At 64.1% G+C, this 21,179-nt stretch carries 19 protein-coding genes; 16 read left to right on the top strand and 3 right to left on the bottom strand.

Features of this window, described 5'->3' with window-relative positions; all coding sequences use genetic code 11:
- Positions 1-31: 31 nt before the first annotated feature.
- Together IEV83_RS01885 and IEV83_RS01880 are read left to right on the top strand one after the other, a co-directional pair.
- Entirely contained in the window at positions 32-1,882 is a 1,851-nt protein-coding gene (locus IEV83_RS01885) for a hypothetical protein (RefSeq protein ID WP_181762029.1), read from the top strand.
- Between the two features lie 21 nt (positions 1,883-1,903).
- Entirely contained in the window at positions 1,904-2,077 is a 174-nt protein-coding gene (locus tag IEV83_RS01880) for a hypothetical protein (RefSeq protein WP_181762030.1), read from the top strand.
- Here the strand turns inward: IEV83_RS01880 and IEV83_RS01875 are convergent, their stop codons facing one another.
- The 3 genes from IEV83_RS01875 to IEV83_RS01865 all read right to left on the bottom strand — a co-directional run bounded on the left by IEV83_RS01875 (position 2,078) and on the right by IEV83_RS01865 (position 4,392).
- Positions 2,078-2,326 carry a hypothetical protein gene (locus IEV83_RS01875; protein ID WP_181762031.1) on the bottom strand — a complete coding sequence of 83 codons (249 nt, stop codon included), beginning with the start codon at positions 2,324-2,326 and terminating at the stop codon, positions 2,078-2,080. It lies immediately after the preceding gene.
- 14 nt (positions 2,327-2,340) lie between these two features.
- Complete coding sequence (locus IEV83_RS01870) at positions 2,341-3,387, bottom strand: methyltransferase (RefSeq protein WP_181762032.1); 1,047 nt, start codon at positions 3,385-3,387, stop codon at positions 2,341-2,343.
- 90 nt (positions 3,388-3,477) lie between these two features.
- The gene (locus IEV83_RS01865; protein WP_244628024.1) at positions 3,478-4,392 is read right to left on the bottom strand and encodes a DUF932 domain-containing protein; all 915 of its coding nucleotides are present in this window, start codon (positions 4,390-4,392) and stop codon (positions 3,478-3,480) included.
- Positions 4,393-4,950: 558 nt separating this feature from the next.
- Between IEV83_RS01865 and IEV83_RS01860 the strand changes: the two genes are divergently transcribed.
- From IEV83_RS01860 to IEV83_RS01795, 14 genes are all read left to right on the top strand, one after another.
- A complete protein-coding gene (locus tag IEV83_RS01860; protein ID WP_181762033.1) occupies positions 4,951-5,577 on the top strand; it encodes a hypothetical protein in 627 nt (208 codons plus the stop codon).
- A gap of 178 nt (positions 5,578-5,755) precedes the next feature.
- On the top strand, positions 5,756-7,540 hold the full coding sequence (locus IEV83_RS01855; RefSeq protein ID WP_181762034.1) for a hypothetical protein: 1,785 nt from the start codon (positions 5,756-5,758) through the stop codon (positions 7,538-7,540).
- Entirely contained in the window at positions 7,534-7,932 is a 399-nt protein-coding gene (locus IEV83_RS01850) for a hypothetical protein (RefSeq protein ID WP_181762035.1), read from the top strand. The genes IEV83_RS01855 and IEV83_RS01850 overlap by 7 nt, the downstream gene beginning before the upstream one ends.
- A 2-nt stretch (positions 7,933-7,934) precedes the next feature.
- Entirely contained in the window at positions 7,935-8,165 is a 231-nt protein-coding gene (locus IEV83_RS01845; protein WP_181762036.1) for a hypothetical protein, read from the top strand.
- 8 nt (positions 8,166-8,173) lie between these two features.
- Complete coding sequence (locus IEV83_RS01840) at positions 8,174-9,760, top strand: portal protein (protein ID WP_181762037.1); 1,587 nt, start codon at positions 8,174-8,176, stop codon at positions 9,758-9,760.
- Positions 9,757-10,110 (top strand): hypothetical protein, encoded by a 354-nt coding sequence (locus IEV83_RS01835; protein WP_181762038.1) that lies wholly within the window; start codon positions 9,757-9,759, stop codon positions 10,108-10,110. The genes IEV83_RS01840 and IEV83_RS01835 overlap by 4 nt, the downstream gene beginning before the upstream one ends.
- A 2-nt stretch (positions 10,111-10,112) precedes the next feature.
- Entirely contained in the window at positions 10,113-11,030 is a 918-nt protein-coding gene (locus tag IEV83_RS01830; RefSeq protein WP_181762039.1) for a hypothetical protein, read from the top strand.
- A gap of 164 nt (positions 11,031-11,194) precedes the next feature.
- On the top strand, positions 11,195-12,145 hold the full coding sequence (locus IEV83_RS01825) for a phage capsid protein (protein ID WP_181762040.1): 951 nt from the start codon (positions 11,195-11,197) through the stop codon (positions 12,143-12,145).
- 55 nt (positions 12,146-12,200) lie between these two features.
- The gene (locus tag IEV83_RS01820) at positions 12,201-12,641 is read left to right on the top strand and encodes a hypothetical protein (protein ID WP_181762041.1); all 441 of its coding nucleotides are present in this window, start codon (positions 12,201-12,203) and stop codon (positions 12,639-12,641) included.
- Between the two features lie 57 nt (positions 12,642-12,698).
- A complete protein-coding gene (locus IEV83_RS01815; RefSeq protein WP_181762042.1) occupies positions 12,699-13,337 on the top strand; it encodes a phage connector family protein in 639 nt (212 codons plus the stop codon).
- Between the two features lie 3 nt (positions 13,338-13,340).
- The gene (locus IEV83_RS01810; RefSeq protein ID WP_181762043.1) at positions 13,341-15,473 is read left to right on the top strand and encodes a phage tail protein; all 2,133 of its coding nucleotides are present in this window, start codon (positions 13,341-13,343) and stop codon (positions 15,471-15,473) included.
- Positions 15,473-16,045, top strand: coding sequence for a hypothetical protein (locus IEV83_RS01805; protein ID WP_181762044.1), 573 nt, complete (start codon positions 15,473-15,475; stop codon positions 16,043-16,045). Before IEV83_RS01810 ends, IEV83_RS01805 begins: the two co-directional genes overlap by 1 nt.
- Before the next feature lie 2 nt (positions 16,046-16,047).
- Positions 16,048-18,789, top strand: coding sequence for a transglycosylase SLT domain-containing protein (locus IEV83_RS01800; RefSeq protein WP_181762045.1), 2,742 nt, complete (start codon positions 16,048-16,050; stop codon positions 18,787-18,789).
- Positions 18,693-21,176 (top strand): flagellar biosynthesis protein FlhF, encoded by a 2,484-nt coding sequence (locus IEV83_RS01795; RefSeq protein WP_181762046.1) that lies wholly within the window; start codon positions 18,693-18,695, stop codon positions 21,174-21,176. Before IEV83_RS01800 ends, IEV83_RS01795 begins: the two co-directional genes overlap by 97 nt.
- The last annotated feature ends 3 nt before the right edge of the window (positions 21,177-21,179 follow it).

Raw genomic sequence — 21,179 nt, 5'->3', positions numbered from 1 at the left:
CGGCTTTTTTTTCGAATGGGAATGGCTGAACATGGCGAAGCGCAGGACACAGGTCGGGACACAGGCAACCCGCGCGCATTGGCTGGAGGCGCAACGCCGTCTGGAGGAACGGGCGGATATCGAGGATCCGGACCCGAACCTTGCGCGCGATGGTATCCTCCCCGGAAAGTGGATCGGCGCGCCCTGGGACCGCATGCCGCCAAACTGCCCGGTAGAAGTCTTGGGTCACAATGGCACGGTGACCTATTGCCGGTCAGCCACCGGTCAGCTCCACGCGGTGGAGCGCTGGGATATGCACATCCTGACCAGTCTGTTCGCGCCGAAGATCAACTACCTCTACTGGGGGTGGCCGGCGATGAAGAAGGTCGGCACCAATGAAGATGGTGAGCCGATCTACAAGATCGATCGCGTCGAGCGTGACAAGGCGATGATCTGCCTGGTGTCGGAGGGCAAGCGGCGCGGGCTGTTCGATCCGGAAAAGCGCGTGCGCGGGCGCGGTGGCTGGATGGTTGATTCCGGCGCATTCATCTGGAACTCAGGCGAATTCCTGTGGTCGGTCGATGACAGGGGCAAGCTTATCACCGCCCGCCCGGCCGAACATGACGGATATCTCTATCTGCGATCGCCCGACATCGACCGGCCGTGGGAAACCGCGATCGCCCGCGAGGAGAGCCCTGCCCTCTCGATCCTTGAGGATCTGCGTACATGGAACTGGGACCGTCCATATCTGGATCCGGTGCTGTTTCTGGGTTGGATTGCCTGCGCGTTCATGGGGGGGGCGCTCGACTGGCGGCCGATCGTCTTCACCACCGGCGGCGCCGGTGTCGGCAAGTCGACACTGCACAGCCTGACGCAGGCGATCCTGGGCGATAGCCTGATCGCCCTGGTCGACACGACCGCCGCCGGCATCTACCAGCACGTCAAGCAGGACAGCCTGCCCGTGACGGTCGATGAACTGGAGGCGAAGCGCGGCAGCTCCAAGGCGACCAGCATTATCGAGCTGGCGCGTCTGGCATCGAGCGGCGGCAAGATGGCGCGCGGCGGCGCCAATCACGAGGGCACCACGTTCCAGGCGCGATCCAGCTTTATGTTCTCTGCGATTTTGCCGCCGCCGATGGGCGTCCAGGACAAGACGCGGATGGCAACCCTCAACCTCAAGCGCCTCGACAAGGCCCACGGCCGCGAACCTGTCGTGCGGGACACGGACGGCCGCATGATCCTGCGGCAGATCATGGACGGCTGGCAGGAATTTCGCACGCGCCTCCTGCCCGACTGGAAGCAAACGCTGCACAAAGCCGGTTTCGACGCGCGCGCGATGGATACCTACGGCACGTTGCTCGCGGCCGCCGAATTGCTGGTCGGCCCTGAGGCGCTGGAAGCGCTCGGGCTGGAAATCTCCGATCAGGAGCGGCTGGCGGAAATCATCCGCGCCGCCACCGAGGCCGAACGCGCGGAGCAAACGGAAAAATGGCAGGAGTGCCTTGAGCACCTGTTGGCGGCCACGATCGACGCGCATCGCAGCGGCGACCGGCTGACGGTCGGCGGCGTGCTGCTGGAATATGAGCGCGGTGCATCGCTGGAGCTGCAATATGCGCGCGAGCGGCTGGCGCTTGCCGGCCTCGGCCTGCGCAAGGCCGGTGAAATCGGCATCGGTCCGTTCTTGGCGGTGCCGGCGAAACACCCGGCGCTGTTCAAGATCTTCCAGGAGACGGACTTTTTTGAAGGGGGCTGGTGGTTGGCCCTGAAACAGGCGCCGGAACACATCGTGTTGCGCGGCCTTGAACAGCGCTATCACACGATCAAGATCAACCGGACGGCGAAACACTGCCTGCTGGTGGATCTCGGCGCCTATGATGCCGCGATGCCGAAGGCGGAGGATTAGGCGGGCGGCTAAGCTCGCCCCATGTGGGACGTTCTTCTTCAGGGGCTGGCGGCCGTCGCGGGAATCGCGTTTCTACCGCTCTTCGCCTTTCTCGCCTTCGCGTGGAGCCAGGAGCCCGGCCGCGCGCAGGCCGCCATCTTCATCCTGCTGTGGATCGTGGTGATTCAGGCGGCCGCGCTGTTCGATATGTGGTGATCACTCAGCGTCAATTCGTTTCGCAGCCTGGCCCGGTCGGCTGTACTCCGGCCAGTCGGCCGGGCGGTAGCCATCCAGATAGGCGCGCAAGAGGCGCACCGTCGTCGGCCGCGCCCGGCGGTGCATCTCGATATCCGGATCGCTTTCCAGTCGGCGCTGGTGCAAATCCGAATGACCGAGCATCCGCGCCATGTCAGCAACCGAAAGCCCGAGCTGCACCCGGGCTTTCTGAATATCTGTCGGTGACATGGTCTCAGGCATGGCTAAAAAAGGTCCATCTGTGCAGGGGGAGCGCTCGCACCCACCTTTTCGCATCCGGGAAGGACGTATTGCAAGCCGGATCGTGTCGGCTCAACAACCAGCCGCGCGGCGACTGCCGGTGCATCCACGACAACCAGCAGCGCGGAAACGCCGGTTCCGCTCTCGGCAAACGATCCGGCAGGCAGCAATTCGGCTTTACCGTTCTTGCTCTCAAACCACGCGCGAAACTCGTCCCACCTACGCCCAGACCTCTCCAAAGCATTGCCGGACATGATAGCAACCAGGCGACCGCCGGGCATCAGCCATTCGAATGCGCGGCGGACATGTGCGAGATCCTGGCCATTCTCAAATGGCGGGTTCATGATCACGCGATCATACACTTGGCGCGGCGTGACCTCCATGAAGTCGCTGCCTGCAAGCGCTGCCCCATGCCCCTTCATTTCCAAAATCGCTCGCAAGCGCGGCGCAATTTCATAGGCGGTTACCGGTGCGCTTGGGGCCTCGCTCACCACCGCATCCACCAGTGCGCCGGAGCCGGCCGACGGCTCCAGAACACAGTCTCGCGGCCCGATCTCAGCCACCTGCACGACTGTCGCCGCAAGATTGGCCGGTGTCGGAAAATAGCCGGGGATCCGCGCGAGACGGGCGTCATCGAGTGCGCGCCTGATGCGTTCTTTCTCCAGGCGCTCCCTCTGCCGATCTGCCAGCGCATGCCAGAGCACCCGCGCGGCCTCGCTCTCGCTGGCAGGCTCTCCGGTCTCGACGCCGGCATCGTAGTATCCGCCGGAACGCACAATTCTCGCTCGCGTCAACTCATGCACCGCCTTTTTGCTCCGGAGACCCGCAAGGCATGAAGGGAGCGTATTGGCCTCCGTGGCGTCTGCCAACCAGCGAAGCGCGCTTTGCGTCCGCTCCAGGTGGAGTCCATCCAGAACGGCCGCTGCGGCCTGACGCTGCCGGCGAGGCGTGTTCGAAAGCCGATCCGAAAACTTGTCATCGATCTGGTGCTGGAGTTTGTCGGCCATCGTGCGCATGCGGTTGGGTGTCATCTGTCGTCTCCTTTCGGCGCGCCTCAATGGCGCTTTCTCGGCCTGTTGCCGGGGATGCGGTCGCCGGTATGGCGGCCGCACTGCCAAGCATCAGGCCGCCAGGCTGTCCACGCCTTTCATCTCCGCCATGCGCTGCGAGAGGATCCAAAGGGCCTTGTTCAGCTTCACGTCCTGGTCGATTCCGTTCACAGCGCGGGTCGAGACGCGCCGGCGCCGGCCGTTGGCATTGCGGGTGACACCGCGCAGCCCGCCGCGAATGACGTTTTCCTGCGCGACGTTGAACGTGGTCCAGAGGTCGGCCGCGCGATCATCGCGGCGGCGGGGTTGCAAGAGCTGGTCAGGCGTAATCGGCGTGTCGACGTTGCCTTCCGCGTCGCCGAAGCGGAGCACATGAGCGGCTTCGGCGAAGGCCATGCGCTCGTCACGAGATAGCGCCAGGCCGGACCATTCCGCCGGCGCGACAAGCGCCTTTTGCGCCTCTTCCATGACGCGATAGGTGCCCTCGATCACCTTCCCTTGCACGTCGCCGGAATGGCGAACCTTCACGCTGTCGATTGTGCCCGTTTGCGCGACCAGCGAGTTGAGGCAGCGGATGCGGAACAGACCGGCCATCAGGTCGTAGGCGCTGGAGCCGTCGTTCGCGTTCTTCAACAGGATCTCGCAGACCGTATCGCCAACACGAAGACTACTATCCTCGTCGATGCGACGCAGCCGCAGCATGTGCTTTGTGAAGTGAACCTTGCTTGCGTCGCGGCTGCGAGACTGTTTCGCGCCGACCGGCATAAACCCTTCGGCCATCAGGCCGCGCAGGATCTCGATTGTCGGGATCGGTTGGAACCGGTCGGAACGGCTTTCGTGGGCGGATGTGGCGAAGACCGACGGCGCCAGGCGGCGCAACTCATCCTCACCGAGAACCTTAGCGCCATCGAAACGAGCGGTGTTTGCGTAAATCGACATTGTCATTTTCCCTTGTTGGCGCGCCTCAATGGCGCTTCTGACGGTCATAATATAACCAATGGTATCATTTTACGTCAAGAGAGAATATAACCATTGGCTATGCTTTTAGTCGACACGACGCCCGCGCCCCCCTGTTCCGAGCCTAAAAACCGTCGCTGCACTTGATATCCATTCCCCCCCGCCCCGCTGGGCTCTAAACGGAGCCCGCGCCGGTCCTCATCTGCCCGCCTCCGCCGCGCTTTCGCGCGCCTGCGGCATTCGCACTTGGCTAGCTCAAGGCCGGCGCGGGCACTTGATGAGGGCGCGCGTGTGCGAGGTTGGATTTCCGCTGCCGGCGGGCGCGGGGGTTAGCGTCGGTTAGACGTGGTTAGGCGCTACCTAACCGGCTTTTTCTAACAAAATCAGGATGTTGACGGAATGGTTAGGCGGATGGCGCGGTTAGGGAGAGTTTCACGCGCGCGCGTGTGCGGATACGCGGGACCTTCCTAACCTCATAACCTCTAACCGAGAGAAATATATTCCTGATTTCATTACGGTTTCGCGGTTAGGTTGCGGTTAGGAACACCGTTCCGTGGCCAGCGGATTAAACAAATGGGGATCAATCCGATGGGCGATGACCAGGACCCGAAGGAGACGCTGGCGGGGGCACACACACCGGCGGATCCGGCCGACCAGGCGCGGCCGGTCGAGCCGGACGCCGAGCGCGCCGCGAAGGTCGGCGACATGGCCGCGACCGCCGAGGCCGCGCTGGATGACTTGGCGGCGCTGATCGATCTGCAGGACGAGGCCGACCAGGCGTCCTTGCTCGATGATGAACCCTGCCTATTCGCCGGCCCGGTCCGCCATGTGGCGAAAACTCTGGAGCGAGCTGGCGGGCGCGGGAGGCCGAAAGGCTCCAAAAACAAGCGCAATCAGCTCTTTCGCGATTACCTGCTGAAACAAGGCTACCGCCACCCCGGCCAGAACCTCGCAGACCTGGCGAACGCCAGCCCGGCCGCGCTCGCGGTGGAACTGGGATGCAAACCGAAGGAGGCGGCGGACCTGATCGTCAAGGCAAACGCTGAGTTGCTGCCCTATTTCGAGAGCAAGCGACCGACCGAGACCGTGCACCGCGAGGAGCGCCTTGGCCTGATGGTGTTCCAGCAGGTCGAGAGCGGCGGGCAGCGTCCGCCGGATGGGGTTATCAGCCTGACCGGCGAAATTTCGGAAAGCGATGACGGATCAAGCACTTAGCTTTCGCGGCGATGTGCGACGGGCTGACACGCCGTCTCACGATCAACCCAAGGTATTGATTTAATTGACATTATGTCGACAGTCCAAGTGATTGAAAATCAGTAGGTCTACGCTGGGCAGTTTCGACCTGGAGCCGTCAACCCCTCGCGGCCGGTTGGCGTATCGCCGATCTGTGGGGGTGCCCCTCGGCGCGGCGGCCGATGGCCGGCCGCCGGCTTCGAAAACCGGCGCGGGCACCCCTGGGCGGGGTATGCCGCCTCACACACACGACCTGTTCCGCTTGCCTGTCCTGCCCCGCACTGAAGGGGTGGCCCACGAAAATACTCTCGTTCACCGGGAGCGGGCGCGGGCGCGCGCCGGGAGCGGGGTCAGGGTCTTGGGAATCGACGTTCAGCGCTACAAACCACCGGGGCCGGTTGGTGAGCGGTTTCTGCACTCGAAAGGGCCGATCGACCTGATCATGGGGCCAGCGGGCTCGGGCAAGACCGTGGTCAGCGTCGTCAAGGGGCCGGCGCTGGCGGCCGCATATGCGCCCGTCTGCCGCGATGGCGTGGTGCGGGTCAAGGCAGCCTGTATCCGCGATACCTATCGCGACTTCGCGCGCACCGCGCTTGCGTCCTGGTACGAGACCTTCCCGATCAATCACCCCTGGACCGTGAGCCATGAAGGTGGGCAGGACCGGCCGGTGCGCCATCGCCTGAAATGGCGGGCCCGGCGACCAGGTATCGGCGAAGTGGTCATCGACTACGAGATGCAGACCGGCGCCATCGGCGATGCGAATGTGGAGCAATACATCAAGGGCTACGAGATCACCTACGGCTGGATCAACGAGTGCGACATGCTCGACGAGCGCGTGCCTGGTCTGCTGTTCCAGCGCACGGGCCGCTACCCGAGGGTGAGCGATATCGCGCCAAGCGAGCTTGAGCGTGTGTCGCGTGATGGCCGCAAGTCGTTCGATCTGATGGGGCTGAGCTACGATGAGAATGAAATCATCCTGCCGCGCATGGTGTGGGGTGACCTCAATCCACCGGACATCGACAACTGGGTCTATCGCTTCTGCATCAAGGAAAAGATCGCCGGTTTCAATCTGTTCCGGCAGCCGTCCGGCCTGTCGCCCAACGCGGAAAATCGCGTCGGCAAGCCACGATCCAGCTACGAGCTGGAGGCGGCGACCCAGCCAGAACACATCGTGCGGCGCATGGTGCACGGCGAGTTCGGCTATGCGCTCGACGGCAAGCCCGTCTATCCGGAGTTCGCGCTTGCCCGCCACGCGGCAGACGCGGCAATCACACCGGCAAAGGGCGTCCCGCTCGGCATCGGTCTTGACGCCGGCGGATCGCCAGCCGCGGTGATCGTTCAGTTCATGCCGAACGGCCAGTTGAGGATCCTCGCGGAGATCTGCGCGATGCCCGGAACCGGCCCCTCCCGCTTTGCGGAAATGATCATGGAGGTGTTGCTTTCACGCTTCTCCGGCTTCGCGATCAGCGAGGCATATGGCGATCCGTCGGCGTTTTGGGGAGCGGACAAGCAAGCCGGTGAACTTGCGTTCATGGAAACGGTGGCGCGAGCTCTCAACATCAACATCCTGCCGGCACCGTCGAACGAACCCGCGATCCGCCAAGAGGCGGTGCGCTGGTATCTCGGCCGACCGATCGATGGAAACACCGAACGCATGCAGGTCGACCCGGTGTGCGAGATGATCGTGGGCGGCTTCGCCGCGCACTACAAGCTGACCAAGCAAGCGTCCGTCGGCGCAACGGATGTCCTGGCGGTGCAGAAGAACCAGTATTCGCACCCACACGACGCCTTGCAGTACATCTGCCTCGGCCATCGCGGCCGGTTCGGTGTGATCGATGGCGCCTCGCAGCTCGGCCGGCCAGACAACGTGGTCGGCATGCGCCATCAGCGCACCGCGCGCGCCAAAGCCAACCGCAACCGCCTTCAGGACATCAAACTATGGTGACCCTGACCACACGGTCGCCGGCGCTCCGCGACGACTGTCTGGCCTGCGCGAGCCCAACCCGGTGGATGCGCAAGGCCGTGCTCCACATGCGGCGCGGGGGTGACAGTGTTTCAATCCACGACGACGACGCATTGCTTGCCGTGGCCTATCTCTGGCCGCTCGGCGATGGCTGGACCGAATTCTGTCTTGCCATTCGCCCGGACGCGCGCACCCGCATGCGCGCTCTGATCCGGCTTGCGCAGTTAAGACTTCAGGCCATCGCCCAGACTGGCATGCGGGTGAAGACCCATGTTCGGCCTGGCCACCTGCCGGGCGAGCGCATGGCGCGCCTCACCGGCTTCGTGCCGGATCCGGAAACACCGGGATGTTGGGTTCACGTCTGGAGGCTCTGACGATGGGAAAAGTGATCCAGTCGCTGTTCGGCGGCGGCGGCGACAATGGCGCGCGCGAGGCGGCGGAACGATCCGCGCAGACGCAACGTGTCGCCAATGACCGCCAGTTGGCCGAGGCCAACCGCGCCGACAAGAAAAGCGGCGTTTCGCGACGGATGGCACGTGGCAAGCGGTTGTTCGAGGATGGCGGCAAGGCAGCGCTTCCCAGCAAACTTGGCAATGGTGGCGGATGATGAGCTTCGTGGCCACCAAGAAGAAGGCGCAAGAGGCATGGTCAAACCGTGCGCCGTGGGATGCGATCTATCAGGAGGCATACGACTATGCCATTCCGCAACGTCAGCCCGGCGGTCGCAGCCGGTCCAAGCGTACCGGCGATTTTCTGTTCGACATGACGGCGCCCGCCAGTGCGATGCACTTCGCCGGCAACCTTCAGCGCGACCTTTTCCCGGCGGGCCAACCAACATTCACCATGGAGACCGGGCCGATCGCAGCGGCGGCCATCGGCGAGCGCGGCGTTGAGAAGTTCGACCGCGTGTTGGCGGGTACCTCAAAGTTGATCCACCCGTTTTTTCTGTCCGGAGATTGGGACTCGGCCGTGCACGAAATGTGCATCGATCTGGCCATTGGCACCGGGGCTCTGATCGTGATCAAAGGAACACCGGACGATCCGGTCAGATTCGGATCCATTCCTATTGATCAAATCGCCGTCAAGACCGATGCCTATGGCCACGTGGTGTTCATCTCGTGGCGACAGACCTTCACACGCGAACAGATCATCGCAGCGTTTCCGGATGGCAAGTATCCCGATGGCTTTCGTGAGGCCAACCGAACGCGCGGCAACGACGAAATCGAACTCTACCAGGACTTTTATCAGCGCGGTCCCGGCCCTCGCTCGGGCTGGCAATTCGTCGCCTATGTCTCGCAATCGACTGAACCCATCACACAAGAACGCTACCGGAGGCAGCCCATAGCGGTGCCGCGCTACTACCGCGTGCCTGGCGAGCCCTATGGTCGGGGCGTGGTGCTGACCGCCCTCCCCTCGATCAAGACGGTCAACAAAGCCCAGGAGATCGCGCTTAAAGCGGCCGCTATCCAGATGCTCGGTATCTGGGGGTATCGCGCCGGCGGGACGTTCAACCCCGATACGGTTCGCGTGGGGCCCGGTGAATTTTGGGGCATGCAATCAACCGGCGGCATCCTCGGTCCGGACGTGCAGCGGATCGATCCGGCCGGCGGCCGTATGGATGTCGCGCGGATGCTGATCGGCAACCTGCAAGATCAGATCCGCGATGCGATGTTCGACACCCGTCTGCCAGAATATCAGGGGACGCCAAAAGCCGCGAGCGAGATCGCGGCTCGGCTGCAACAGAAGGCCAATGTGCACATCGGCGCTTTCGGCCGGCTCGTCCGTGAGATCATGCCTGTCGTGGTGCCGCGCGTTGCGGAGATCCTGCATGATTTCGGGATTCTCGCGCAAATGCCGATGCCGATCGACCATTTGCTTGTCGCGATCCGAGTCCAGTCGCCGATGGCGGCCGCATTGAATGCGGATCGTCTCGCCTCCATTGCAAATTATCTTGAATTCGTCGGCTCGATCGCCGGCCCGGAGAAGGTTCCGCTTTACGCCAATCTCGACCGGATCATGGAGCGGGTCGGAGACGGCCTTCAGATCGACAAGGATCTGATCCCAGACGAAGCTGAACGCGAAAAGATCGAGAAGGATATGGCGGCGGCGCAACAGTCGCAGATCGTGGAGCTGTTCGGCGCGGAAATGGCGAAGCAAGCCCCCGGGATGCTCGCCAACGCGGCGATGAAGGAGGCCGCATGAGCGGCCCCATCTTCGGCGGTCGTCAGGCGCAACCGCTTGACGACATGGTGAGCCGTGCCGGTGGCGACGGATGGGAGGGACTGGAGGAGCTGTTCAAGCCGCATCTGGCAACAGCCCCGCTGCAACCAAGCGATCTGGTCGCAAAGAACCTGGCGATGCTGGCCCAGCACTCTGGAAGCCGCGAGGTCATCGAATGGTTGATGGATATCACCCTGCGCCAACCCTTCCGGCCGACGGGCAAGACACTTGAGGAAACCGCTCTGCGCGCGGCGACGCGGCAGGGCATCAACGGTGTCGGCGAAGCGGTGCTCGCCGCCATCGAGCATGGTCAGAAACTGCTGGAGAAATAGCAATGCCCAACTGGCTTATTGAGAAGCTGCGGCTGCACAACATGATCTTGCGGGCGCCGGAAGACGGCGGCGGCGCGGCCGATAGCGGTAATGATGCGCCGCCGCCCGGCGATGCTGAAGGCGGGAGCGCGAATGACAGCGCTCCGCCCAGCGATCTGCCGCCGCAGGGGCGGAACGAAATCTACCGACCCGATGGCCTGCCTGACCATATGCTTGGTCAATCCGACCGCGAAACCATCGACAAGATGGCGAAAGCGCTGAGTGGTTACCGGCAGAAGGACACGGATCGCGGGGTGCCGGCCGATCCCGCCGCGTACAGTACCTTCGGCGACGACGTTCCCGAAGCCCTGGCGCCGCATATCAAGGGGCTTTCGGATGATACGGCTTTCCAGCGTGTCGCCAAGATCGCCCATGAGCGCGGCATCCCGGTCGGTGACTTCCAGTCACTGACAACGGAGCTTTATGCCGTTGCCCAGGAAATGGGGGTGCTGGAGCCGTTCCTGGACGTGGACGCCGAGCGCGAGGCGCTGACGCCCGAAAACGCTCGCGATTTGTCACCGGCCGAACAACAGCAGGCGCGCGAGCGTCGCATGCAGGAGAACGAGTCGTTTCTCGATCAGCTTGCAAGCCGTGAAGCGGGGCGCGAAGGCGGCGTATCGAAGGAGGTTTTCGACTATGTGAAAACCGAGCTCGGTGACAGTGCCAAGGGTCACATGTTCATCGAGTATGTGCGCCGGCTTGCCGGCGGCGATACGAGCACGGGTCCTTTTGGCGGGGGCGCGAATGGCGGTGGAGCCGACCCGCGCGCCGAACTGGCGCGGAAAGCCGCCCTGCCCGAGAACACGCCGGGAAATCCGAAATTCGACCGGGCAAGCTATGACCAGCTCCAGAAGGAGTACGAGCGCGTCGTCGGCAATTGAAGCATTGCATTTAAGCCCGGTGGACAGGCCGCACACTCCAAAGCTGTTCACCGGGCGGAAGCGACCCGGACTGTGCAGTAGCCATCCTTCACCGGACCCGCTGCCCGTTCCGGCCAATCGAGCCCCAGGTGGTTTCCATGCAAATCACATGAGGTCCGAACAAAATGACCACTCAGGCACCCAACTGGTATCGGGAAAAAATCCGTGACCAGGTCCGCGCGCGCTATCAGGCGATGGGCGGCTATCTCGACGGCACGATGGTGCAGGGCGATGGCGGCGCGGGTGAAATCAAGTTTCCTGTCGTTGGCCGCGTGGAAGCGTATGAGCTTTCCGGATCGATTCAGAAGATCACAAACACCAATCCGTCGCTCGACCTGATCAAGGTGTCGATGCGTGACTTCGAGGCGTCCGCCTGGATGCGTGTGCAGGACGCGCGCCGCCAGGGACCGAACGAGCAGGCGGCGATTGGCCGTATGCTGACGGGGGCCATTCGCCGCAAGCGCGACACGCTGAAGCTCGATGCGCTCAACACCTTCGTGAATGGCGTTTCGGCGCTTCAGGATGCCCCGCAGAGTTGCTTGCAGATTGGCGATGGTAGCGCGCGGATCGACATCGTCGACATGATGGAGGCGATCGATCATGTCGCCGGCGCCGGCAATGACGACGACGACAACATGATGACCTGGGTGATCCCCCACGCCTGGATGAGCCAGCTCGAAATGTACGAGGAAATCAAAAACTCGCAGTACTCCGGTCCCGACAACCTGCCCTTCGCCAAGGCGACCAAGGTCAAGAAGCGCACGGTTCGGGGCTGTCACCTGCTCGCCCTGCCGAACGAGTATTTCACCTATGGCACCGGTAAGTTTGGCACGGGCGCCGGATCGCGTGCCTTCAATGATACCGGCTACCTCGACACCTTCATGTGGGCGAAGGATGCGGTCGGTGCGGAAGCAGAGTGGGACAAGGAGGACATGAGCCTGACCACCCATGCAGACCACGAAGGGACGCCGATGCTCGGCAAGGTCGGGCTGTCCGGCAACGCGGTCGGGATCCTCCCGGAAGGCGTCGTGCGCCTTCGGTTCAAGGCGATCAACCGGGCTGAACGCCCGGCATAACAGCATGTGGCGGCCGCCCTGGCCGCCATCGTCCCTATTGCCCGGAGGCAAAAAAATGGCACATTCGAAAAAGGCGCTCTCGCGCTTCATGACGGCCGACATGGGCCGCACCAACCAGACCGACTTCTACGTCTATTCGAGCAACCACACTCTGGCCGAGGTGATTTCGGCCGGTTTTTTCAACGACAGCCGCACTACGATCGGCGCGGGCGATGTTGTCCTGGCGATGATCGACAAGGACGGCAGCCCCGCGTTCGTGGTCCTCACCTTTGCCAGCGTCCCGGACACTGGCGACGTGACGGTGAAGCTCGAAAGTCCCGTGCTTGGACAGGCCAATGTGGCGGATCTGGCGCTGACGCCGGTCACCGGCGTTGATGGTGCCGGCAGCAATGCGGCGTCCGCGGCCGATGTCGACGCGCGGTTTGCGAGCGTGCAGGCCACGGTCAACGCACTCATTGCCAACCTGGAAACGGCAGGCGTGAACGCACCTGCATGATGATGAGCGGGAGGCGCTTCTGGCGCCTCCTCTCTTTTGCGGTTCGAAGGGGGGCACATGACCGGGGTTATCGACAAGGTGGTGATCATCAACTGGGCACTGACCGATATCGGAGCCTTCGCGACCTTCAGCGTCGACGGCGACGACGATTTGTCCGGTCAGATCCAGCGGACCTGGCAACGTTGTGTCGACCATTGCTTTGGCCTTGCTGATTGGAAGTTCTGTAAGCAGACCTTCAAGCTGACCCGTACGGGCCGCCAACCGGTCAATGGCTGGCCGCATGAATTCGCACTCCCTGGCGGCCGGATCGGCGATCCGCTGAAGGTGATGACCGATCCCCGCAGCCGGCAGCCCTGCCGAAACTTCGATCTGGAGGGGGATTTCCTCTACGCGGAGGCCATGGATATCTGGGTCACCATCAAGGTCGAGCGGGATCCAGAGCATTGGGACCCGGCGTTTCGAACCGCCTTCACGGCCGCGCTTGCCGGATATCTCGCGGTCCCCGTAACCCAAAACACAAACCTGCGAGATGAGCAGTTCAAGCTAGCCTTTGGCACGCCGTCCAAGGAAGGCACGGGCGGCATGTTCGGCCGTCTGATGGCACAGAACAAGGCTGCCGCCCCGATCGGCCAGCCGTTGAGCGACCAAAACCCGCTCACGTTGGCGGGGTCGGGCCCCTGGCACGGAAGGTTCTAGTGCATGGTGACACAATCCGGACCGCAGAAGTCATCCTGCAATGCGGGTGAATTCAGCGAAGACCTGTATGGCAAGGTCGGCATGCGCCAGTACTATTCGGCGGGAAAGCGCTTCAAGAATGTCGAGCCTGTTCCTCAATCGGGTTTCCGGCTTATGCCAGGCACCGCCCACGTGGCGGTTGCCAGATCCGCTTCGGTCCGGCATTTCACGCTGCCCGTGAGTGCGCGCGTCTCGTATACGCTGATCTTCAGTGCTGGCTGGTGCGACATTTTCAGAAACGACCGGCAGGCTGTCGCAAGCATTGCGCTGCCGGAAATCACCGCTGCGCTTCTGCCTGAGCTGGAATTCTACGGCGAAGCGGCGACGGTCGGCATCTTCCATGAGGACCTGGAGACGATCCGGCTGTTGCGCGACAGCGCGGACGATACCGTCTGGACCAAGGACCTTTGGCCCTATGACCGGATACCCAAGGTTGATCTTGGCGACGTATACCCGAAAACCGACGATGTTTGGGATATCGCGTTGCGGTGGGCGGGTAGCACCGCGAGCTTTGTCTTGTCGGTCAGTGTGAACGGTGAAGAGACGAAGGGGCTCCCACTGGTCGATGCGATGGGAGACCCGATTGCTCCGGACGCCTCGACCGCCGCGCATTACGATCTGTTGGCCACCGCGCTGCAGGCCGAGCTGCGCAGCCTGCCGTCGCTTTCCGATGGCGTGACCGTTGCCCAGGATGAAACACAGGCAGCGTCACGCTATCGCGTCCTGCGTATCACCTTTGGTGCGGACCTGGCTGGCGCCGAATACCAAGTCGATGCACGTATCGTGAACACGGCGGAAGCCTCCGCTCTATCGTTTCATCGGGAGATCGGCGAGACCGACGGAGAACCGATTGTCAGCGACGAACGCGGATGGTTCGCCGGTATGGGGCTGTACCAGGATCGCGCAATATATCTCACCCCGAAGGCCCGGCAGGCGGCTCTCGCGATGTCTGAAGTGGGGGAGTATTTCCGGCTCAACATCGAAGCTTCAGGGGACAACGCCGCCCGGTTGGAAGCCCTGCGCACGCAGACATCACAACGGATCCTTGCGATCTTCGAGGACAAGTATCTTCTCGTTTTCACGGATCAGGGGGAGTGGTTCGCGTCCAACCGCACCATCAAACAAGGCGAACCGCTGAACTGGGTGCGCACCTCGTCAAACGGGATCCAGCCGCATGTGCCGCCGGTCGAAATGGAGGGGCGCGTCTTCTATGTGTCGGGCAACGATCGACCCGATGGCGACCGAAGTCAGGGTCAGGTGCTCTACTCCGCGAATTATGACGACGTTTCGACGCGCTACAGCTCGAAACCGGAAAGCCTCTTGGCCTCGCATCTTGTCAATGAACTGGACATGGACGCGCTGCAAAAGAAGGTCCGGAAAAATGATGCCGCACGCTGGTGGCTGAAGTCATCGACCGGTCGCCTCATCTGCGCGCTGGTGGTGCTCGACCAGGAAATTCTGGCTCTTGTCGAGTGGGTGGCGGCCGATGCAGGCAAGGTTACTGGGTTGTCAGTGGATGGGCAAAACCGGGTCTGGCTCACGGTCGATCGCGGCGGCACCGTCACGCATGAAATCATGGAAGAACAGGAAACCAACCTGTTCCAGGGCGCGATCACCGGCACCACGGATCTCGCGGGCAAGATGTCCGGCCTTGATCTGTGGGAAGGGCGCACGGTTTGGGCTGAGGCCGACGGTTATATCCTCGGCCCGTTCGTTGTCACCGCTGGCGCGATCGATCTTGAAAGCCCATTCGCCGAGGTTCGCGCCGGCTTGTGGCAACCGCCGGTCCATGAATCGATGGGCTACCACAAGCTGTTGCCGAACGATGAAATCCTGTTGCGCCCGGGCCGCATTCATTCAGTGACCATCAACATCATCGACACAGACAGTCTCGCCGTCGGCGCCAATGGCGGTGCGCCAAAGCCGGTCGATCTTCTGACGACGGCCGATCCTGCAGGCGCGCCACCACCGGCGAAAACGAAACCCGTGCGTGTGACCGGCATGCCGGGCATGACGGTCGCTCCGACACTGGTGATCACGCAAAACCGTCCCGGCCGCTTGCGGGTCCGCGACTATACGGTGGAGGCCGCGCTGTAATGGAAATCGCCATCGGGCTTCTGACATCCGGCTTTCAAGCGTTGACGGGGACCGCCGCGACCAGCACGGCCGCTGCAACGGCGGGGGCGGCGGCTACGTCTGGAGCGGCAGCGGCTGGCAGTGGATTTTCCCTTGCATCGCTGCTGGAGGGAACCGCGACGGTGCTCGGGGCCGTCTCGGCGATCGGCGCCGGTTACGCGGATGCGGAGATGATGGAGCTTCAGGCGGAGGATGCCGAACGGCAAATTCCGCTTGAGACGCTGCAGGGAATCTCCCGTCGCGCGTCGATCAAGCGGGAACTGGCCGAGGCGATCGGCGATCAGGACACCGCCTATGCGGCAAGCGGCGTCGATCTCAGCTTTGGCACGCCCAGGGTCGCGAAGAAACAGGCGTTTCGCGAGGCTGATTATGCGCTGACCTCGGATGCGGGAACGCAGGAAACCCGGACCGCGCGGCTGTCGGAACGCGCCTCGGTCTTTCGTGGTCGCGCGCGGCGGGCGCGGCGCGGCGGCTTCATGGACGCGCTCGGTCTCGCCTTTTCGTACGGTGCCGACCGGTTGGAGCGGGGGTAGCAATGACCAACAAGAGGCGCACTCCCGTTCAGTATCGCAAGTTCGAGGCGCGGCCGTTGCTTGCGGAAGGTCTGTTGCCGGTCGCTCGCGAAGGCGGCGACCTTGAGCGCCGCGTGGCCGCCGGCATGAGCCGGCTTGCTGGAAAGTTCAGCGCGATCGCCGACCGAGAAGCCATTCTTGACGGCGGGCGGCGCGGCGAAGCAGACGCACTGGCTGGCCGGCCGATGTCGATCGACGGTAGTGCTGGCGCGACGGCCTCGGACCGCCCTTCCCGCGCGCAGGTGCAGGCTCCCGGTGCCATCCGCCAGATGATTTCGGCTGCGGCGCAGCGTCACGGCATCGACCCTGCCGCGCTTCTGAAAATCGCCGAACTGGAAAGTTCCTTCAATCCAGCGGCGAAAAACCCGGCCACCTCCGCCGGTGGCCTGTTTCAGTTCATTGATGGCACCGCCGCGCAATATGGCCTTGCCGATCGTTTCGACCCAGCGCAAGCCTCAGATGCGGCCGCGCGCTTCGCTCGTGATAACGCAGCGACCTTGCGCAAGGCTCTCGGCCGTGAGCCGACCGCTGGAGAGTTGTATCTGGCACACCAGCAAGGGGCCGGCGGCGCAACCAAACTCTTGGCCAATCCGGGCCGCCGCGCCGCAGATCTCGTCGGCGCTGAGGCGATTGCGCTGAATGGCGGCCGGTCGGATATGACCGCTCGCGAGTTTGCCAACCTGTGGATTTCGAAAGCCGGCGGCGCCACATCGATTGCTGCTGGCCGGTCGGCGGCCTGGCAGCCGACCGGGTCCGCCACATTGCGTGGCAGGGCCTATGACCAGGCGGGCAGCCGCACCTATTTGCAGATGCTCGACACTGCGATGCGGGATGACATCAGCTCTGTCTATGAGACCTACAAGGACGATCCGGCAAAGCTGGAAACTGCGCTCGGCCAATTGAAGGCGGCACATCTCAACGAGCATGTGTTCGAGGAAATCGCAGCCGACTACACCGTTGCGTTCGACAGGCAGGCCAATTCCGCCGTCGGCCGCGCGAAGGCCGAGGCGGCACAGCGCGCCGAGGAAGCCGACCGCGCGGCCTTTAACGACCGGCTCGGCATCGCTGAAGAAGACAAGTCTCGCCTGATGGCCGGTCTGGATGTCACGGAAGATGGTGCGCTTGAACAACTTCTGTCCGCACAGGCCACGATTGACGATCATTACGACAGCGCGGCCGAGCGCGGCATCATGTCCGCCGATGCAGCCCGACAGGCGAAAGAACGCTCGCGCCGCGACACCATGACGGGATTCTATGTCAGCCAGGGCATGAAGCTGCCGGCCGATGATATCGCTGCCCTGCGCGACCAGATCCGCAGCGACTATGCGGCCGGTGACTTGCCCGGCGTCGACCGCCACGCCTTCGCCGATATCGACGCGAAACTAGCCAAGCTGGAGCGCGACCGGCGGACGAAGGACAAGCAGATTTCGAAGCGCCTGCGGCGGGAGGGAGATGACCTCGCCAAACGGCATGCGGTGGGCGAAACCACCGGGGCGGATGAACTGGCCGCCTTCCAGTTCGAACTGGCCCAGGCGCCGGACGGCTCCGAAATCGGGCGGTCGGCCCTGCGCAGGCTTCAGGTGGCAGAGGCTATCCGCACCATGCCGCTGTCGGATGCTGAACGCGCGCTTCCCGAGCTGGTGCGTGACGAAAGCGGTCGGGCCAATCCGACGGATCTGGCCTTCGGCCGCGATCTGATCGACAGGCACAAGAAAGAGCTTGCGACCGATCCGCTCGGCGTCGCCGAACGGTTCGGGGCTATCGATCCAGTCGAACCGCTTCCGTTCGATGCGCCGACGCCGGCCGATGCTGCTGCCGCTTTCGAAAAGCGCCTGGATGCAGCGGAGACGGCGGCAGAGCGGTTCGGCGTGCCGGCACTGTATTTCCGCGCTGGCGAGGCAAAACTGTTGCGCGGCCTGATCGACAACGATCCGGAAGCGGCGATGGCGCTGGCGGCCGGCATGGTCAGCGCCGGCGGTGACGCCTTGCCGTCTATGCTGCGCGAACTCGGTAAGGATGCCGAGCCGCTGTCGCACGCGGGCGCGATCATCGCCGCCGGCGGCGATCCGGAGGCCGCGCGCCTGGTCCTGGAAGGCACGCGACCTGGACAGGACGGACGAATGCGGCCGCAGGTGCCGCGCGACCGTCAGCGTGAAGTTTCGTCGGAGGTGATCGGCACGGCCTTTTCGCTGCATCCCGCCGAGGGTGCGCGCATTCGCGCTGCGGCCGGGTCCATCGCCCGCGCGCGGCTCGATGCGGCCGGCATCGATCCCAAGTCCGACGACGCGCGCCCGGTCTATGAACGCGCGCTCAACGAAGCGGCCGGCGCGACCTACATCGGCGACGTGCAGTATGGCGGCTTCGCCGATCACGATCCGGGCCTGTGGTGGTCCTCGCGCAAGGTGCTCGTTCCGACCGGCATCCGCGCCGACGCCTTCGGCCAGGTGCTCGATGCTGTCACCGAAACCGACCTTCGCGCCCTTCCCGTTCCACCGGTCGACGCGGAGGGTCGCCCCTATCCGGCGGCCCAGATCAAGGGCGCCTTTCCGGTCGCCACGGCTGGCGGCTATCGCTTCGCCACCGGAGATCCAGAGAGCGACACGCCAATGTGGGTACGCGGCGCCGACGGGCGGCCCTTCGTGCTGTCCTTCGAGGCGATTCCGGCCCTGCGCGACCGCCTGCCCGCCGGAGTGTGGCGGCCATGAGCATCTTCCTGACGCCCGCGGCCGATGCGCGCGACGCCAGCCTTGCGGAGGCCGCGCCGCGAAACTGGTCGGAAGCCGGCCAGCGTGACGCGGCACGTCGCGATCGGGATTTCGCGGGCTTTGCAGAAGCCTTTCGCGCCAACGACGAAGCGCAGACCTACACCCAGAACGCCATGAACCTCCTGGCCCGCCGGGAACGGGCCTATGACGAGCGCATCGCGGCCGTGAAGGAGGCGACGGGGGTGCAGCTTGAAAACCCTCTCAGGCTGGCCCGCATGCCCACCATGGACGAACTGCGGCGGCGGCATCCGAACGAAAACATCGTCGCCACCCGCAAACGCCTGTTCGCCGATCGCCTGCACCAGCTCCAACAACAGTACCCGGACAAGGCTGACCGGATCCGCGCCGGCCTGTCGATCGATGACCAGGCGCGCGAGATTGGCCGCGCGGCGGAGGCCCGCGCCGAGGCAGTCAACGCGGACCCGAACGCGCCAGATGGTTCGTGGCTCGCCGGCTTTGCCGGCACGATGCGCGGCTACCTGCGCGATCCTTTGCAGGTCGGAACCCTTTTCGTCGGCGGCCCCGAAGGCGGCGCCGCCGCGAATGTCGCGTTGCGGATCCTATCTTCGGTCGGACGGAACGCGGCGATCAATGCAGGAGTGGAAACCGTGTTGCAGGTGCCCGCCCAGATGGGCCGGGCCGAAGCCGGGCTCGAAGCGGGCGTTGGCGAGGCTGCCGGCAATGTCGCGATTGCGGCCGGCCTCGGTGGCGTTCTCGGCGGCGCCATGACCGGCGTCAGCGAAATGATCCGCGCTGGCCGCGCGGCGCCGGCCGAGGTTCGGGCGGCGCGTGAAAAGCTCGATCCGGACGTGCAAGCTGAGTTCGACGCGGCCCTCGAAGTCGGCCGCGACGAAGCCGCCGCCTTCGCCGATCCACCGAAGGGCGTGACGCCGGAGGAAAGCGGCCGCATGGCTACCGAGGCCGTTGACCAGATCGCGGATGATGGCCCGCCGGTGTCCGGCGCGGTCGAAAAGCCGACGCGGGCACCCGACGTCGCTCAGGTCCTGGACGAGGCCGCCGAAGCGCCGTCCGGCCGCATCGATGTGCAGGGCAAGCCGGCGGTCTTCTCCCGGTTCGATCCCGGCACGCTGGAGACGGACGCAGCCGCATACCAGTACAAGGGCGGCGGCGATGCCGCCGGCGTCACCGACCGGCTCGCCGGGGTGGAGAAATGGGACCCGACCGCCAGCGGGAAGATCTTCGTGCATGAGCGGGGCGGTGGCGCCCGCTATGTCGCCGACGGCCATCAACGCCTGGGGCTCGCGAAGCGGCTCCAGCAAGACGGCGCCGAGGGCGTCGTGCTGGACGGCTTTGTGTTTCGCGAGGCGGATGGCTGGACGACTGCCGACGTTCGTGCACTCGCGGCCAAGAAGAACATGCAGGAGGGCAGCGGAACGCCGCTCGACGCCGCGCGGATCCTGCGCGACAGCCCCGAGCTGCTTGACGACAGCCTGCCGGTGTCCGGCCCGATGATGCGCAAGGCGGTGGGCCTTTCACGTCTGTCGGACGATGCCTTCGGAATGACGCTCAACGGCCTGGTGCCGGAGAACCACGCGGCGCTTGTCGGTGAAATGGTCGCCGATCCCGCGCTTCATTCCGGTGTGCTCCAGGATCTTGCACACTTCGCGCCGGAAACCGATCGCCAGGCACGGCTGTTGATCGGCGAAAGCCTATCCTCTGGCCGCCAGGTCGAGGTGCAGAACGACATGTTCGGCTCGTTCCGCATCGAACGGACGCTGATGGGCGAGCGCGTGAAGGTGCTGGATGCGGCGATCAAGGCGCTGCGTTCGGACAAGCGCCTGTTCGCCACGCTCGCCGACAACGCCGATGTGATCGAGGCCGCAGGCAACCGGCTCGATACGGGCGGCAATGAAAGCCGCGCGGCGACCGCCGAGATGATCGGCGAGCTGCTGGATCGGATGGCGCGCACACGCGGCCCGGTCTCCGATGCGTTGTCGGCCGCCGCGCGCCAGGTTGCGGAAGGGGCGAAGCCCGGACCAGCGGCGCGCGCATTCGTGGCGGATGTGAAGACCATGATCGACGAAGGCGGACTTGGCCGCCTGCTCTCGCCTGCCGAGCCGGAGCTGAAGCCGGCCGCGACAGTCGAACCAGGCTCGCCAGATGCGGCAAGATCGGCTGACGAGCTGGTACCACAGCCCGCCACGGCTGCGGAGCTGGAAGAGGCCGGTCAGGGCTCGATGTGGGATATGCTGCCCGATGGCGTTGACGGCGATGGCAATCAGCGATTCACTACCGGTGATGAGGCTGTGGCGCGGGCCACACGCGACGATGACCTTTCAGCCATCGTCGACAGTTGCAAGGATTGATCA

Source organism: Stappia taiwanensis (assembly GCF_014635285.1).
GTDB classification, from domain to species: Bacteria; Pseudomonadota; Alphaproteobacteria; order Rhizobiales; family Stappiaceae; genus Stappia; species Stappia taiwanensis.
The sequence above is the reverse complement of the archived record's forward strand: the minus strand, read 5'-3'. Positions and strand labels throughout refer to the sequence as shown.